Origin of the sequence: Phenylobacterium zucineum HLK1, from assembly GCF_000017265.1 — a bacterium.
GTDB lineage: Bacteria > Pseudomonadota > Alphaproteobacteria > Caulobacterales > Caulobacteraceae > Phenylobacterium > Phenylobacterium zucineum.
On sequence record NC_011144.1, the window covers coordinates 313,408 to 328,871 of the forward strand.

The 15,464-nt window shown below is 71.4% G+C and carries 13 protein-coding genes; 9 read left to right on the plus strand and 4 right to left on the minus strand.

From position 1 onward, the window contains the following. Nucleotides 1-4 precede the first annotated feature (4 nt). Both PHZ_RS01760 and msrA read left to right on the plus strand, forming a co-directional pair. Nucleotides 5-658 carry a CoA transferase subunit B gene (locus PHZ_RS01760; RefSeq protein WP_012520882.1) on the plus strand — a complete coding sequence of 218 codons (654 nt, stop codon included), beginning with the start codon at nucleotides 5-7 and terminating at the stop codon, nucleotides 656-658. Between the two features lie 87 nt (nucleotides 659-745). Then, complete coding sequence (gene msrA, locus PHZ_RS01765) at nucleotides 746-1,315, plus strand: peptide-methionine (S)-S-oxide reductase MsrA (RefSeq protein WP_012520883.1); 570 nt, start codon at nucleotides 746-748, stop codon at nucleotides 1,313-1,315. 7 nt (nucleotides 1,316-1,322) lie between these two features. On the opposite strand, the gene PHZ_RS01770 is transcribed toward msrA, so the two are convergent. Beyond that, nucleotides 1,323-2,855, minus strand: a complete 1,533-nt coding sequence (locus PHZ_RS01770; protein ID WP_012520884.1) for an ArnT family glycosyltransferase — start codon at nucleotides 2,853-2,855, stop codon at nucleotides 1,323-1,325. 209 nt (nucleotides 2,856-3,064) lie between these two features. On the opposite strand from PHZ_RS01770, the gene PHZ_RS01775 reads away from it, so the two are divergent. The 3 genes from PHZ_RS01775 to aguB all read left to right on the plus strand — a co-directional run bounded on the left by PHZ_RS01775 (nucleotide 3,065) and on the right by aguB (nucleotide 7,454). Then, the gene (locus tag PHZ_RS01775) at nucleotides 3,065-5,437 is read left to right on the plus strand and encodes a TonB-dependent receptor (RefSeq protein ID WP_012520885.1); all 2,373 of its coding nucleotides are present in this window, start codon (nucleotides 3,065-3,067) and stop codon (nucleotides 5,435-5,437) included. Between the two features lie 140 nt (nucleotides 5,438-5,577). Further along, the gene (locus tag PHZ_RS01780; RefSeq protein WP_041373793.1) at nucleotides 5,578-6,576 is read left to right on the plus strand and encodes an agmatine deiminase family protein; all 999 of its coding nucleotides are present in this window, start codon (nucleotides 5,578-5,580) and stop codon (nucleotides 6,574-6,576) included. Continuing rightward, nucleotides 6,576-7,454, plus strand: a complete 879-nt coding sequence (gene aguB, locus PHZ_RS01785; protein ID WP_012520887.1) for an N-carbamoylputrescine amidase — start codon at nucleotides 6,576-6,578, stop codon at nucleotides 7,452-7,454. Before PHZ_RS01780 ends, aguB begins: the two co-directional genes overlap by 1 nt. Nucleotides 7,455-7,503: 49 nt before the next feature. On the opposite strand, the gene PHZ_RS01790 is transcribed toward aguB, so the two are convergent. Then, nucleotides 7,504-8,289 carry an acid phosphatase gene (locus PHZ_RS01790; protein WP_012520888.1) on the minus strand — a complete coding sequence of 262 codons (786 nt, stop codon included), beginning with the start codon at nucleotides 8,287-8,289 and terminating at the stop codon, nucleotides 7,504-7,506. Nucleotides 8,290-8,307: 18 nt separating this feature from the next. Continuing rightward, on the minus strand, nucleotides 8,308-9,192 hold the full coding sequence (locus PHZ_RS01795) for a MaoC/PaaZ C-terminal domain-containing protein (RefSeq protein WP_012520889.1): 885 nt from the start codon (nucleotides 9,190-9,192) through the stop codon (nucleotides 8,308-8,310). 161 nt (nucleotides 9,193-9,353) lie between these two features. Here PHZ_RS01795 and PHZ_RS01800 point away from each other — a divergent pair, with 161 nt between their 5' ends. Beyond that, complete coding sequence (locus PHZ_RS01800) at nucleotides 9,354-10,154, plus strand: SapC family protein (protein WP_041372982.1); 801 nt, start codon at nucleotides 9,354-9,356, stop codon at nucleotides 10,152-10,154. A gap of 118 nt (nucleotides 10,155-10,272) precedes the next feature. On the opposite strand, the gene PHZ_RS01805 is transcribed toward PHZ_RS01800, so the two are convergent. Beyond that, a complete protein-coding gene (locus PHZ_RS01805; RefSeq protein WP_041372984.1) occupies nucleotides 10,273-10,665 on the minus strand; it encodes a hotdog family protein in 393 nt (130 codons plus the stop codon). Between the two features lie 144 nt (nucleotides 10,666-10,809). On the opposite strand from PHZ_RS01805, the gene PHZ_RS01810 reads away from it, so the two are divergent. From PHZ_RS01810 to pgi, 3 genes are read left to right on the plus strand one after another with little or no spacing between them, the layout of a single operon-like run. Beyond that, nucleotides 10,810-12,942 (plus strand): protein-disulfide reductase DsbD family protein, encoded by a 2,133-nt coding sequence (locus PHZ_RS01810; protein ID WP_148216762.1) that lies wholly within the window; start codon nucleotides 10,810-10,812, stop codon nucleotides 12,940-12,942. A 32-nt stretch (nucleotides 12,943-12,974) separates the two neighbouring features. After that, nucleotides 12,975-13,601, plus strand: coding sequence for a redoxin domain-containing protein (locus PHZ_RS01815; protein WP_012520892.1), 627 nt, complete (start codon nucleotides 12,975-12,977; stop codon nucleotides 13,599-13,601). A gap of 22 nt (nucleotides 13,602-13,623) precedes the next feature. Further along, entirely contained in the window at nucleotides 13,624-15,189 is a 1,566-nt protein-coding gene (gene pgi, locus PHZ_RS01820; protein ID WP_012520893.1) for a glucose-6-phosphate isomerase, read from the plus strand. The last annotated feature ends 275 nt before the right edge of the window (nucleotides 15,190-15,464 follow it).

A 15,464-nucleotide genomic window follows, 5' to 3' on the forward strand; every position in this document is an offset into this window, starting at 1 on the left:
GGCCATGGCCTGGACCCGTGACCAGATCGCCGCCCGCGCCGCCCAGGAACTGCGCGACGGCTTCTACGTGAACCTCGGCATCGGAATCCCGACGCTGACCGCCAACTACATCCCCGCGGGCATGCAGGTGACCCTGCAGTCCGAGAACGGCATGCTGGGCATGGGCCCCTTCCCCTACGAGGGCGAGGCCGATCCCGACCTGATCAACGCCGGCAAGCAGACCATCACCGAGCTGCCGATGAGCAGCTACTTCAGCTCGGCCGACAGCTTCGCCATGATCCGCGGCGGCCACATCGACCTGTCCATCCTGGGCGCGATGCAGGTGGCCGCCAACGGCGACCTCGCCAACTGGATGGTCCCCGGCAAGATGGTGAAGGGGATGGGCGGCGCCATGGACCTGGTGGCCGGCGTCAAGCGCGTGGTCGTCGTCATGGAGCACGTCGAGAAGTCCGGCGCGCCCAAGCTGGTGAAGGCCTGCTCGCTGCCGCTGACCGGCGCCGGCGTGGTGGACCTCGTCATCACGGACCTGGCCGTATTCGACGTCGCCCGGGGCCGGAAGCCGCTCACCCTGCTGGAGCTCGCCCCCGGCGTCACGCTCGACGAGGTGAAGGCCAAGACCGAGGCCCCGTTCGAGGTCGCCGAGACGGTCGCCGCGTAGGGGGCTCAGGCGGCCGGCTGCATCCGCCAGGCGGCGGGGCGCGTACCTCACGTGACCCCTGCCTCCGGGAGTGGCATCCTGCCGACCATGAGACCCCGCATCCTCCTCCTTACCGGAGCCGCGGCGTTCATCGCCGCCGCCCCGGCCGGCGCGGCCACCAAGACCGCGGTCTTCGCCGGCGGCTGCTTCTGGTCGGTCGAGAAGTTCTTCGAGGCCAAACCCGGCGTCGTCTCGGCCGTCTCGGGCTATTCGGGCGGGACCCTGCGCCAGCCCACCTACCGCAACCACCCCGGCCACCTGGAGGCCGTGCGGGTCACCTACGATCCGGCCAAGGTCTCCTACGCCCAGCTGGTGGACCACTTCTTCCACAACATCGACCCGACCGATCCCAAGGGCCAGATCTGCGACAAGGGGCCGAGCTACCGGACGGCGGTGTTCGTCGCCACGCCCGAGGAGCGCCGCATCGCCCAGCAGGCGAAGGCGGGGGTGGCGAAGGAGCTGCGGGCCAAGGTCGCCACCGAGATCCGCGCCGCCGCGCCATTCTGGCCCGCCGAGGCCTACCATCAGGACTACGCGAAGAAGAACCCGGCCGCCTACGAGCGCTACCGCGTGGGCTGCGGCCGCGACCGGTGGCTGGGGGTCGTCTGGGGGCGGTGAGCCCGCCTCACATCGCCGGCAGGCCGGTCGCCGGATCGCGCGGGCGGGGGGCGTAGTCCTCGGCGACGAACATCTCGATCCGCCGCTTGCGCTTGCGGTCCAGCCAGACGCTGGCGATCTCCAGGCCCGAGGCCTGCCGGAAGTCGGCCTCCATCTGCGGCCGGTAGACGCCCTCCAGCGCGACGGCCAGCACGCGCCGGCCCTCGGCCGCCGTCAGCGGGGCGCTGGTCTCGGCTTGGTTCTGCGGCGTCTCCATCAGCAGCCAGCTGCGCAGCGGCGGGGCGCCCGCCGCGAGCGCGTCGCGGCCGTAGTAGGAGAGGGCGTAGAACAGGAACCGGTCGTTGACGGCGATTGCCGAGAGCCCCGGCTCCAGCGCCGCCCGCCGCAGGATGACGTCGGTGGTCTCGCCCCAGCCCTTGGCCCGCTTGAAGGCGTTGGCCATCCCCGCCCGCTCGGCCAGGGGCGGCGAGATGACGAAGGCGAAGAACGCCGCCGCGACCGCCGCCTGCAGGGACAGCGCGCCGATCAGCCAGCTCCTGGCGCGCCAGCGCATCAGCCAGGCGGCGACCAGCACCGAGCCGGCGAGATAGCCCGCCCCGGACCAGTTGGCGTTGGCCCGGCTGATGAACGACTGGCCGGTGACGATCAGCAGCGGCGGCAGGGTGAAGCACAGCAGCAGAAGGTCCTGCCGCGACAGCCGCCGGCGCAGCGCCGCCAGCGCGAGGCCCACCAGCAGGACGCCCATGGGGATCGGCCCGAACACCCCGAACTGGGAGGCGAGGAATTCCCCGAGCTCGCCGAAGTTGAACAGCTTGCGCCCGCCCCAGGCGGCGTTGGCGGCCGTATGCTGGAAGGTGGCGAACCCGTGCGCGGCGTTCCAGGCGAGGTTGGGGGCCAGCATCAGGGCGAAGGCCCCGGCGGCGGCGGCGGCCCGGGGCAGGCTCCAGGCGGCCCGCGCCTGCCGCGACAGCGCCAGGTGCAGCGCAAGGCCGACGACGAAGTAGACGGCCGCGTACTTGCTGAGGAAGGCCAGCCCCAGCGCCGCGCCGAGGCCCGCGGCGACGCGCACGCCGGCCCGGCCTTCCGCCGTCTGCAGGGCGGCGTAGGCCAGGATCGTCAGGGCAAGGAAGAACAGCAGCGGCGCGTCGGTGGCGGCGACCAGCGACGAGAGCTGCACGCCCGGCATCAGGCCGTACAGCGCCGCCGCCGCCAGGGCCGTGCGCGAATCGTACAGCCGCCGGCCGATGGCGAAGACCGTCAGCATGGCGCCGGCCTGGAACAGGCCTGCCGAGAGCCGCACCCACGGCTCGGCGTTCCCGCCGATCGCGGTGGTGGCCCAGATCGCCCAGGCGACCATCGGCGGCTTGGAGTAGTAGCCGAAGTCGAGCGTGCGCGACCAAAGCCAGTACTGGGCCTCGTCCGGGTAGAGCTCGAGGGGGCTGGCGAACAGGACCACCAGGCGCACGAGCGTCAGTCCCGCGGTGAGCAGGATCGCCGCCCGCCAGTCGTCGGGCGCTCGCAGGCGCGCGGTGTCTGTCATGCCAGGTCCTTCGAAGGGACGCGGACGGTAACCCTGTGGCGTGTGCTGTAAAGCACACTGGCGCCGCCTTTCGACGCATCCGGACGGAGTCCGGCGAACCGTAACAAAAGCGTCACCCACTCCTCCAAATTTGGCGTTATAGGGGCGCCCAAGACTCGCGGCCTCCGGAGGGGCGAAGGCCCGCGGCAGTCGATCGAGAGGGGATTTCGATGAAAATGCATCTGAGCCGCGCGCTCTGCGCGACGACGGCGCTTGCGACCGGCCTGCTGATGGCGGGCTCGGCCATGGCGCAATCCACCGGCACCGCGGTGGTCGAGGAACTGATCGTGACGGGCTCGATGGGCCCGCGCAACATGGACGGCGTGATCGTGGCCGAAAGCGAGCCCAAGTCTCGCGCCTCGATCACCCAGGAGTTCATCAGCCGGATGGCCCCGGGCCAGACGATCCTGGACACCATCAACCTGCTGCCGGCCGTCAACTTCACCAACAACGACGCCTTCGGCTCGGCCGGCGGCGACGTCGTGCTGCGCGGCTTCGACTCGCAGCGCATCGCCCTGCTGCAGGACGGCGTGCCGCTGAACGATTCCGGCAACTACGCCATCTACCCGAACCAGCAGCTCGACTCGGACCTGATCGAGCGCGTGACGGTCAACCTCGGCACCACCGACGTCGACAGCCCGACCGCGGCGGCCGCGGGCGGCACCATCAACTACATCACCCGGCGCGCCGACGACGAGTTCGGCGTCCGCACCGAGGTCGGCCTGGGGTCGGTGAACTTCCAGCGCTACTACGCCACGGTCGAGACCGGCCGGGTCGGCCCCTGGGGCACCAAGGCCTGGATCAGCGGCCTCTACACCAAGAACGACATCTTCCGGCCGCATGACGCGACCCAGGATCCGGAAGGCAAGATCGAGAAGAAGCAGTTCAACTTCCGCATCGACCAGGATCTCGGCGAAGACAGCTTCGTCAGCCTGATCGGTCACTGGAACCAGAACCGCAACAGCTTCATCAACCGCATCAGCCTGGCCAACTACCGCGCCCGCGTCGCGCCGGTGAACGGCTTCCAGGCCGCCAACGAGAACATCAACCCGTCGAACACCGGCAACCTGCGGGCCCTGTCGAGCTTCAAGCTCAACGAGACCCTGACGCTGACCGTCGACCCGTCGTTCCAGTACGTGCTGGCCAACGGCGGCGGCGCCGGCAACTGGGCCGAGACCGACCTGCAGCTGCGCGGCAACTCGGGCGCGGCCGGCGTCGACCTGAACGGCGACGGCGACCTGAACGACACCGTCCGCCTCTATCGTCCGAACACGACGAACACCCGCCGCTACGGCGTCACCTCGTCGCTGATCTGGAAGTTCGCCGACAACCAGAACGTCCGCCTCGCCTACACCTACGACAAGGCCAACCACCGCCAGACCGGCGACGTGGGCTACATCGTGGACGGCAAGCCGGAAGACGTGTTCGGCGGCAAGGACGGCCGCGGCCGTCCGGTCCTGCTGCCCGACGGCACCAACCTGCGCCGCCGCGACCGCGCCTCGGTGGCCTACCTGAACCAGATCGCCGTCGAGTACCGCGGCCGCTTCCTCGAAGACCGGCTGCTGTTCAACGCCGGCCTGCGCGCGCCATTCTTCAAGCGCGACCTGAACAACTTCTGCTACCAGAACAACACGTTCAACGCCTACTGCACGACCCAGGTCCCGACCATCGTGCCCGGCACCGACGACGGCACGGGCCGTCCGCTGGTCCGCTTCCCGGCCAGCGCGCTGAACTCGAACGCGAACAACCTCTACGGCCAGCCGCGCGAGTTCACCCGCAAGTACGACGACGTGCTGCCGAACGTGGGCGTCAGCTACGACCTGACCGACGACCTGACGATCTACGCCAGCTACGCCGAGACCCTCTCGGCGCCGCGCACCGACGACCTGTACGACCGGATCTCGGTCGATCCGGGCCCGGAAAGCGCCAAGGCCTATGACGCCGGCTTCCGCTTCAACCGCGGCGGCCTGATGGCTCAGGGCGCGGTCTGGTTCAACTCGTTCACGAACCGGATCGAGCGCGTGTTCGACGAAGCCTCGGGCATCGCGTTCTCGACCAACGTCGGCGACGTCGAGCTGTTCGGCGTCGACTTCCAGGCCGGCTACGACATCAGCGAGAAGCTGAACGTCTACGGCGCGGCCTCGTACATCGAATCCGAGATCCAGGACGACATCGTGGACGGCTCGACCGTCCTGCCGACCGAGGGCCGCTCGCTCTACGAGACCCCGACCTGGCAAGGCGTCTTCCGGGTCAACTACTACCCGACCGAGGACCTCTCCTTCGGCTGGCAGACCAAGTACACCGGCGCGCGCTGGTCGAACCTGGTCAACACCGAGAAGTTCCCCGACTACGTCCTCACCGACGTGGACGTGCGCTTCAAGCTGGACCGCTTCGGCATGGAGAACACCTACCTCCAGGCCAACGTGCGGAACCTGTTCGACGAGCGCTACCTCGGCGACATGACCTCGAACCTGACCGGCACGGGCCTCGGCCAGCCGGGCTACCGCCGGACCTTCATCCTGACCCTGCACGCCGAGTTCTAAGGCGCGCTCGGGTCCGGACGGACCGATGCGAGGGGCGGCCGCGGCGACGCGGCCGCCCCTTTCTCTTTGTCGCGGGATGCTTGACGGGGGGGTCCCGGGGGGCCATGTGCGCGCGGCTTTTCGAAAAGGGGGCCTTCACGTTGAGCTTCACCGTTCCCGCCGAGTGGGCGCCGCACAAGGCCATGTGGCTGGGCTTCCCGAGCCACGCCGACCTGTGGGAGGCCGACCTCGATGAGGCCCAGGCCGAGGTGGCCGCCCTGGCCCGCGCCCTGGCGGGGCCCGGGGGCGAGCGCGTGCGGCTGATGACCGGCCACCCAGACGGCGAGGCGGCCGCCCGCCGCCTGCTGGGCGACGTCCCGAACGTCGAGATCACGGCCGGCCGCTTCGGCGACATCTGGCTGCGCGACACCGGCCCGATCTTCGCGGGCGGAAAGGCGCATGGCTTCCGCTTCAACGGCTGGGGCGGCAAGTACGACCTGCCGCACGACGACGAGGTGGCGGCCCAGATCGCGCAGGCTTCGGGCGTCCCGCTCGTCGCCCACGACTTCATCCTGGAGGGCGGCGCCGTCGACCACGACGGCTTCGGCACGGTGCTGACCACCGGCCAGTGCCTGCTCAACCCCAACCGCAACCCCGGCTGGACCGAAGCCGCGGCCGAGGCGGCCCTGGCCAAGGCCCTGGGCGCGAAGAAGGTGCTCTGGCTGGGCGAGGGCCTGCAGAACGACCACACCGACGGCCACGTCGACAACCTGGCCCGCTTCGTGGCGCCCGGCGTCGTCGCCGTGCCGGTGGCCTGGGGCCGGGGCGATCCGAACGCCGAGGCCTACGACGACGCCGCGCGGCGGCTGGCGGGGGCCACCGACGCCCGCGGCGAGCCCATCGTGGTCGTCCGGGTCCCCTCGCCCGGCTGGGTCGAGGGCGAGCCCGGCGAGGGACCGATCCCGGCCAGCCACATGAATTTCCTCATCGCCAACCAGGCGGTGATCGTGCCGATCTACGAAGCCCGGCCGGGCGAGCTCGCCGTCCAGGCGCTGGAGCAGCTGTTCCCCGGCCGCGCGATCGTCGGCCTTCCGTCGCTCGCCATTCTGACCGGCGGCGGGTCCTTCCACTGCATCACCCAGCAGGAGCCCGCCCTCTGATGACGCGCAAGCTCTCCGTCGCCGCCATCCAGACCTCGTACGGCCAGGACATGGCGGCCAACATCGCCAAGACCGAAGGCTTCATCCGCCAGGCCGCGGCCGACGGCGCCCAGGTGATCCTCCCCTCCGAGCTGTTCCAGGGGCCCTACTTCTGCGTGGCCCAGGAGGAGCGCTGGTTCGCCACCGCCTATCCCTGGCGCGAGCATCCGTGCGTCACCGCGCTGGCGCCGCTGGCCAAGGAGCTGGGCGTCGTGCTGCCGATCTCGATCTTCGAGCGCGAGGGGCCGCACTACTTCAACAGCCTGGTGATGGTGGACGCCGACGGCTCGCTGATGGGCGTCTATCGCAAGAGCCACATCCCCGACGGACCGGGCTACATGGAGAAGTACTACTTCCGGCCCGGCGACACCGGCTTCAAGGTCTGGGAGACGAAGTTCGGGCGCATCGGCGTCGGCATCTGCTGGGACCAGTGGTACCCCGAGGCCGCCCGCGCCATGACCCTGATGGGCGCCGAGGTCTTGCTCTATCCCACCGCCATCGGCTCCGAGCCGCACGACGCCACCCTGGACACCGCCGCCCCCTGGCGCCGGGCGATGCAGGGCCACGCGGTCTCGAACGTGATCCCGGTGGTGGGCGCCAACCGCACGGGCTTCGAGCCGTGGGACGGCTATCCGAACGGCGGCCAGGAGTTCTACGGCTCCAGCTTCATCGCCGACCACCGGGGCGACCTCGTCGCCGCCTTCGGGCGCGAGGACGAGGGGGTGCTGAAGGCCGAGTTCGACCTCGACTTCCTGGCGACCCACCGCGCCGCCTGGGGCTTCTTCCGCGACCGCCGCACCGACCTCTATGGGTCGCTGGTGAACGGCCGGCCCGCGTAAGTCGTCTCCTCTCCCCTCCGACTACGCCTCGGGGGAGAGGAGAGGGGGATCAGCAGCCCGTCGCGGCGGGCGCGCCGGCCAGTTCCTGCTTGGCCTCCGCCAGGTCGGCCATGAACGCCGGATCGGCGTGCAGTCGCGCGACCATGCCGGCGGCCAGGGTGCGGCCCGCCTCGACGTCCGAGGGGTAGTGCACGCCGCAGACCACCCGGCTCTCGCCCGCCTCTTGGCCCAGCTTGAGCAGGGCGTCGGCGCTGGCCGGCTGGGCCTCGGTGAGGATCAGCGCCCAGGCCCAGGCGACCATCGAATGGCCCGAGGGGTACGAGGCGTTGGTCTCGAGCCAGGGTTCGCGCTTGATGCAGATCGGCTTGTCGTTGCCCAGCGCCGGGCGGCGGCGGGCGAAGTGGTTCTTGGCCGGCGTGCCGATGGTGCGCACGTCCAGCTCGATCTTGTGCAGCAGCTTCCAGGCGACCGGGGTCGCCTTGGGGCTGACGTCCTTGCCCATGGCGCAGGCGAACCGCCTCAGGCCGCCGCCCTGCCACAGGTCGTTGTCCTGCTGGGCGAACTTCCAGCGGGGCGAGCCCTCCAGCGCGCGCGTCGCCTCGTAGTTGGCGCGGTCGGCGGCGTCGTACGGCGATCCGGGCGCCGGCGGTCCGGGCAGGATGTCCTTGCCCGACAGGGTCGAGGCCGACAGGTAGCCGCTGGTCTGTCCCCCCGGCGCGGCGTGGACGAGGGCGGTGGTCTCTGGCGCGGGCGAGGCGGCGGGCGAGGCGGCGCAGGCGGCCCACAGGACCGAGGCGCCCGCGACGGCGCCGGCGGTGATCAGTTTACGGAGCAATGAGGTATTCCTTCGAGGCTAGCGCAGGACGGTCTTGCCGTTCTTGATGACGGTGACGCCGCGCTCCTTAACCCGCGCCTCGAACGAGATCACCTTGCCGTCGCGCCACAGGTCCACCGTGACCACGTCGCCGGGGAACACCGGGGCCGAGAACCGCGCCTCGTGGCTCAGGATCGCCGCGGCGTCCCAGCCGGTGATCTCCTGCAGCACCGCCCGGCAGGTGATGCCGTAGGTGCACAGGCCGTGCAGGATCGGCCGGTCGAACCCGGCCATCTTCGCCACGTCGGGGTCGGAGTGCAGCGGATTGCGGTCGCCGTTCAGGCGGTAGAGCAGGGCCTGGTCCGGCCGGGTCGCGAAGTCGGCCGAGACGTCCGGCGCCCGGTCCGGGACCTTGTGCGGCTCGGGGGCGCCCTCGGTCGGGCCGCCGAAGCCGCCGTCGCCGCGGGCGAAGATCGAGCTCGTCAGGGTGGCGACCTTCTCGCCCTTCTGGTCGGTCCAGACGGTCTCGTTGAGGACGACCGCGCCCTTGCCGGCGCCCTTGTCGAACGCGCCGATCACCCGCTGTTCGGCGGTGAAGGTCCCGTAGTCCGGCAGCGGCTTGTGCAGCTCGACCTTCTGCTCCCCGTGCACGACCATCAGGAAGTTGATCTCGCTCTCGCGCCAGCCCTCGCGCGGCGGGGTCTCGTCACGCTTGCGCAGCGCCGCGCCCGCCGAGGACAGCACCGTCGCCGCCGTCGGCACGACCTTCAGCTCGCGCTCGTAGACGAACGGCAGCTCGTCCCGGTTCATCGGGTCCGCCCCCAGGCCGATCCCCAGGGCGTAGAGCATCACGTCCTTGTCGCCGTAGGTGAAGGTCCAGACGGTCGGCGGCTGCTCGAGGATGTCGGGATAGTAGATGGGCATGGGCGCTCCCTGCGATGGGGCGGGATTGAAGAGGCTTGGCCGTCCGGGCGCAAGCGGCGCGCCGTGATTTGCCGCTGTTCTTCGGATCGGCTAGAAGCGGCCCCTTCGCGCGAGGCGGGCCGGGAGGGCGCGTCGGCGCTCCAGAGATTCGAAGGTTTTCGATGTCCGAAACGACCCAAGTGCCCGCGGGCGGCGAGCTGACCGGCAGCGTCCTCTTCTACAACAAGCCCGAACCGCTGGCGCGCGAGCTGCACGGCAAGCTGGGCGTCAAGCGCATGGACGGCCCGTTCAAGTTCGCCAGGACCGGCCACGCCATCCCGCTGACCGTGGGCGAGTTCCCGCTGGCCGCCGTCAGCGGCCCGATCATCTTCGTCGGCGACGAGAAGCTGCCGATCGCGGTGATGGGCCTGAACGCCAACGAGAACATGTTCGTGCAGGACAACGGCCTGTTCGAGCCCGGCGTCTACATCCCGGCCTATGTGCGCCGCTATCCGTTCGTGTTCGCCAACGACACCCAGAACAACCAGATGGTGCTGTGCGTCGACCGCGCGGCCGAGTTCGTGGTGGAAGGCGGCGACATGCCGTTCTTCGACGAGAAGGGCGAGCCCTCGGACTACACCAAGCAGTGCATCGAGTTCTGCAACAACTTCGAGGTCGAGCGTCAGCGGACCATGAGCTTCGTCCAGCTCCTCAAGGACCTCGACCTGTTCGAGACCAAGACCGCCCAGTTCACCCCCACCAACCCCGACGGCACGCCGGGCCAGCCGCAGAAGATCGCCGAGTACTTCGGCGTCTCCGAAGACAAGCTCGCCAAGCTGCCGTCCGAGAAGCTGGTCGAGCTGCGCGACAACGGCGCCCTTGGCCAGATCTACGCCCACCTGCTGTCGCTGGTCGGCTGGGACCGCCTGGTGGCCATCGCCATGGCCCGCCAGGCCCAGCGCCCGGTGGCGGCGAACGGCTGATCCCGATCCTCCCCTCCGAGGGAGGGGGACCACGAAGTGGTGGAGGGGGCTTCCGCTACGGCGCGCCCCCTCAGTCCCTTCGGGACAGCTCCCCCAGAGGGGGGAGCACTCTCGCGCTTCACCGCGTGAACACGCTCCGGGTCAGGCACGAGAAGACCAGCCGGCCCGCCTCGTCCAGCAGGTCGTGCTGGGCGATGACGACGCCCTTGTCGTCGCCGACCGCGTCCTTGGCCATGATCGTCATCCGCCCGCGCAGCAGCTCGCCGGCCGGCGGGTTGCGCATCCAGCGCAGAGCGTCGACCCCCAGGCGCTTGGTCTGCGGCCAGTCGGTGTGCGCCACCGCGTCCAGCTTGGCCCAGATGGCGTAGACCATGGCGTCGGGCGCGCCCCGCTCCACCGTCCAGCCCGGCGTGAACGCCCGGCAGAACGCCTCCAGCGCCCCCGGATCCACCGCGCACGCCCCCAGGGACACCACCTGGCCGATCCGGATGTCGTCGAACGGTGCGGGCACCCTCTGGTCCTCTTCGCATGGCGGGATTCGCCGAATGATGGCCGTGCGCCGCGGGCGGAGTCGAGGCCCCGCTTTGCGGCCGTGACATCCGTGGGCCATAAAGTCGCGTACATTGGTAATATCGGGTTCCTCGAAGGGGTGACGATGCGGTTCCTCGCGGGCGTGGTGTTCGCCCTGGTCTCCATGGGGGTCTTCGCCGGCGCCGCCTTTGCGCAGCCGGTCAACACCGGCCATCTCGTCGCCGAGTTGGCGCCCCGGGCGCAGGGGATCGCCCCCGGCCAGACGCTGCACGTGGCCCTCGTCCAGAAGATCCAGGACGGCTGGCACACCTACTGGCGCAACCCGGGCGATTCCGGCGAGCCGACCCGCATCGAATGGACCCTGCCGCCGGGCTGGAGCGCCGGCGAGTTCGTCTGGCCGACGCCGCACCGCCTGCCGGTCGGCCCGCTGGTCAACTACGGCTACGAGGGGCAGGTGATCCTGCCGGTCCCGGTGACCGCCCCCGCCGACGCGGCGCCCGGCCAGACCGTCACGCTCAAGGGCCGCGCCACCTTCCTGGTGTGCGAGGAGATCTGCATCCCGGAGAGCGCCGACCTGACGCTGTCCCTGCCGGTCGTCGCCGCCCCGGCGCCCGCCCATCCGCAGTGGGACGGGCCCATCCGCAAGGCCCTGGCCGAGGCGCCGAAGCCCGCCGGCCTGACCGCCGCATTCCAGAAGGACGCCGCCGGCGTGAAGCTGGCCATCGTCGGCGCCCCGCTGAAGGGCGCGGATGTCTCGGACGCCTACTTCTTCCCCTTCTCCGGCACGGCGATCGACCACGCCAAGCCGCAGCCGATCGAGCGCGGCGCCGAGGGTCTGACGCTCACCCTGACCCCCGGCGTCGATTTCCAGACCGGGGATCCGCAGGACCTCTCCGGCGTCCTGTCCCTCGGCGAGACGGCCTACGAGGTGACCGCCGCCGCCGGCCCGCTTCCGGCCGCGGCCGCCGGGCTGGGCCCGCCGCCCGCCAGGGTTTCGGGTGGCGGCGCGGGCGCGCTGAACCTCGCCACCGCCGCCCTGTTCGGCCTGCTGGGCGGGCTGATCCTCAACCTGATGCCCTGCGTCTTCCCGGTGCTGGCCATGAAGGCCGCCTCGCTGGCCGGCCACGGGGGCGGGGCGCACGCCGAAGCCCGCCGCCAGGGTCTGGCCTTCGGGGCCGGCGTGCTCGTGACCTTCCTCGCCCTGGCGGGAGTGCTGATCGCCCTGAAGGCGGCCGGCTCGGCCGTCGGCTGGGGCTTCCAGCTCCAGTCCCCGCCGGTCGTCGCCGCCCTGGCCCTCCTGATGCTGGCGGTGGCCCTGAACCTCTCGGGCGTGTTCGAGGTCGCCGGCTCGCTGCAGAACGTCGGCTCGGGCCTCGCCCGCCGCGGCGGGACCACTGGCGCCTTCTTCACCGGCACGCTGGCGGTGGTCGTGGCGGCCCCCTGCACCGCGCCCTTCATGGGCCCGGCGCTGGGCTGGGCCCTGACCCAGAGCGCCGCCGCCGCCCTGACCGTATTCCTGGCCCTCGGGATCGGCTTCGCAGCGCCCTTCGTCGCCGTGGCCTTCGTCCCGGCCCTGCTGGACCGCCTGCCGACGCCGGGCGCCTGGATGGAGACCTTCCGCAAGGCCCTGGCCTTCCCGATGTACGCCGCCGCCGCCTGGCTGGTGTGGGTGCTGGCCCAGCAGACCGGGCCCGAGGGCCTGGCGCGCCTGCTGGCCGCCGCCATCGTCGTCGCGCTCGCCGCCTGGCTGGCCGGCATCGCCCAGCGCCGCGCGCTCCAGGGCGGACGGCCGCTCGCCTACGGCCTGGCCGCCGGGGTCCTCGCCGTCCTGGCGCTCGCCGCGGTGGTGGGCCCCAGGTACGCCGAGGCCGCCCAGGGGCCGGCGACCGCCTCGGCCGGCGGCGTCCCCTACGAGACCTACAGCCCGGCCCGGCTGGCCGAGCTGCGCGCCGCCGGCACGCCGGTGTTCGTCAACTACACCGCCGCCTGGTGCGTGAGCTGCCAGGTGAACGAGCGCGTGGCCCTCTCCACCCGGGGCGTGGCCGAGGCGCTGGAGCGCACCGGCGCCGTCTACCTCAAGGCCGACTGGACGAAGAAGGACCCGCAGATCGCGGCCGAACTGGCCAGCTTCGGCCGCGCCGGCGTCCCGCTCTATCTCGTGTATGGCGCGGGCGGCGGCGAGCCCGCTATCCTTCCAGCCCTCCTGACCGAAGGCCTCGTCGTGCGCGCCATCGACGCCGCCGCGAAGCCGAGCTGACCCCAAGAAGAAACCTGAAGGGAGCCCTGCCGATGCCCGGAATCCTCGACCGCCGAACCGTCCTGGCCTTCGCCGCCGCCGCGGCGCTCGCGGCGCCCGCCGTCGCGGCCCCGGTCCTCGGCCAGCCGGCCCCCGCCTTCAGCGTCAAGGACGCCGACGGCAAGACGCGCTCCCTGGCCGAGTTCAAGGGCAGGACCGTCGTGCTGGAATGGACCAACGAGGGCTGCCCGTATGTGAAGAAGCACTACGACTCCGGCAACATGCAGCGCCTGCAGTCGCAGGCGGTGAAGGACGGCGCCGTCTGGCTGACGGTCATCTCCTCGGCCCCGGACTTCCAGGGCTACAAGACCGCCGCCGAGGCCAAGGCCTGGAAGGCCAAGGCGGGTGCGGCCTCCACCGCCGTCCTGCTCGATACCACCGGAGTCGTCGGCCGGGCCTACGAGGCCAAGACCACCCCGCACATGTACGTCGTCGATAAGGCGGGCAAGCTCGTCTACATGGGCGGCATCGACGACAAGGCCTCGGCCGACCCGGCCAGCCTGAAGGGCGCCAAGAACTACGTCGCCGCCGCCCTCGCCGACGTGAAGGCCGGCCGCGCCGTCGCCCAGGCTGCAACCCAACCCTACGGCTGCAGCGTTAAGTACGCCTCGGCCGACTAGCTTTGCTGCTGAAGGGGGATGCTTGACCGACACCGACGCCGCCGCGTCCTGGCGGGCGCTTGACGCGGCCGGGGAGGCCGCCGCCCAGCGTTCGATCGCGGGCCTGTTCGAGGCCGAGCCGGACCGGGCCTCCCGCCTGACCTTCGAGGCCGCGGGCCTGGTCCTCGACCTCTCCAAGCAGCCCTGGTCCCAGGCCGACGTCGGGACCATGCTGGACCTCGCCCGCGCGTCGGGAGTGGAGGCGGCCCGCGCGGCCCTGTTCGCCGGCGAGGTGGTCAACCGCTCCGAGGGGCGGCCGGCCCTGCACATGGCTCTGCGCGCGCCGGAGGGGGCCGGCTTCGCCGCGGCGGGCGTCCCCGTTTCGGGCGAGGTCGAGACCACGCGCGCGAAGATGAAGGCCTTCGCCGGGGAGGTCCGCTCGGGCGCCCGGCGCGGGGCGACCGGCCGGCCGTTCAAGGCCATCGTCCACATCGGCATCGGCGGCTCCGACCTCGGGCCGCGGCTCATCTGGGAAGCGCTGCGGCCGCTAGAGCCCGCCCTCGACCTGCGCTTCGTCGCCAACGTCGATCCGGCCGAACTGGCCCAGGCCCTGACCGGCCTCGATCCGGCGGAGACGCTGGTGGTCACCGTCTCCAAGACCTTCACCACCCTCGAGACCCTGACCAACGCCGAGGCCGCGCGGGCCTGGCTCCGCGCCGCGCTCGGCGAAGCGTCGGACAGCCACCTCGTCGCCGTCTCGGCCGCGCCCGACAAGGCGCGGGGGTTCGGCGTCCCGGAGGACCAGGTGTTCGCCTTCTGGGACTGGGTCGGCGGCCGCTATTCGCTGTGGTCGGCGGTGGGCCTCTCCTGCGCCGTCGCCCTGGGCTGGGAGGCGTTCGAGGCGCTGCACGCCGGCGCGGCGGCGATGGACGTCCACTTCCGGGACGCCGCCCTGGACGCCAACCTGCCGGTCCTGCTGGCGCTCGCCCACGTCTTCAACCGAAACGGCCTTGGCCGGCCGATCCGCGCGGTGGTCCCCTACGCCCAGCGCCTTCGCCTGCTGCCCCCCTTTCTCCAGCAGCTGGAGATGGAATCGAACGGCAAGCGGGTCACCGCCGACGGCCGCCCGGTTCCGCGCCCGACCGCCGCCAGCGTGTTCGGCGACGCCGGCACCAACGGCCAGCACGCCTTCTTCCAGCTCCTGCACCAGGGAACCGATGTCATCCCCGTGGACATCGTCGCCGTCCGCCAGGGCTCCGAGGGCGATCCGGCGGCCCAGCGGAAGCTGCTCGCCAACGCCGTGGCCCAGGCCGAGGCCCTGATGGTCGGCCGCGCGATGCCGGACGATGCCCAGCGGGACTTCCCCGGCAACCGTCCGTCCAGCTTCCTGCTGCTGGACCGCCTGATCCCGCAGGCCCTCGGCGCGCTGATCGCCCTCTACGAGCACAAGACCTTCGTCGAGGGCGTCCTGTGGGGGATCAACAGCTTCGACCAGTGGGGCGTGGAGCTCGGCAAGACCCTCGCGGCCCGCATCCTCGAGGACCTGGAAGGCGCGGCCCAAAATCCCCACGACCCGTCGACCCAGGCGCTGATCGAGCGGCTGCGCTGACCGCCCTCCTCTCCCCCCGCGAAGCGGAGAGGGAGAGGGTAGGGAGAGGGCGGCGCGCAGCGCCGTGCGGCCGCTCCCTCGCTCTGCTCGGGGGAGAGGAGGGGCGTGCGTGACTCTCCGCATCGTCTCCGCTATAGCCCCGCCCGTCATGACGCGGTTCGCGCACCACCACGGCCATCACCACCATCCGACCCCGGCGGGTTCGGACGGCGGCCGCGTGGCTTAGAGAGCGCGACCTCCCCGAAGCCCCGCCGATGCGGACGGGGCTGTTCTTC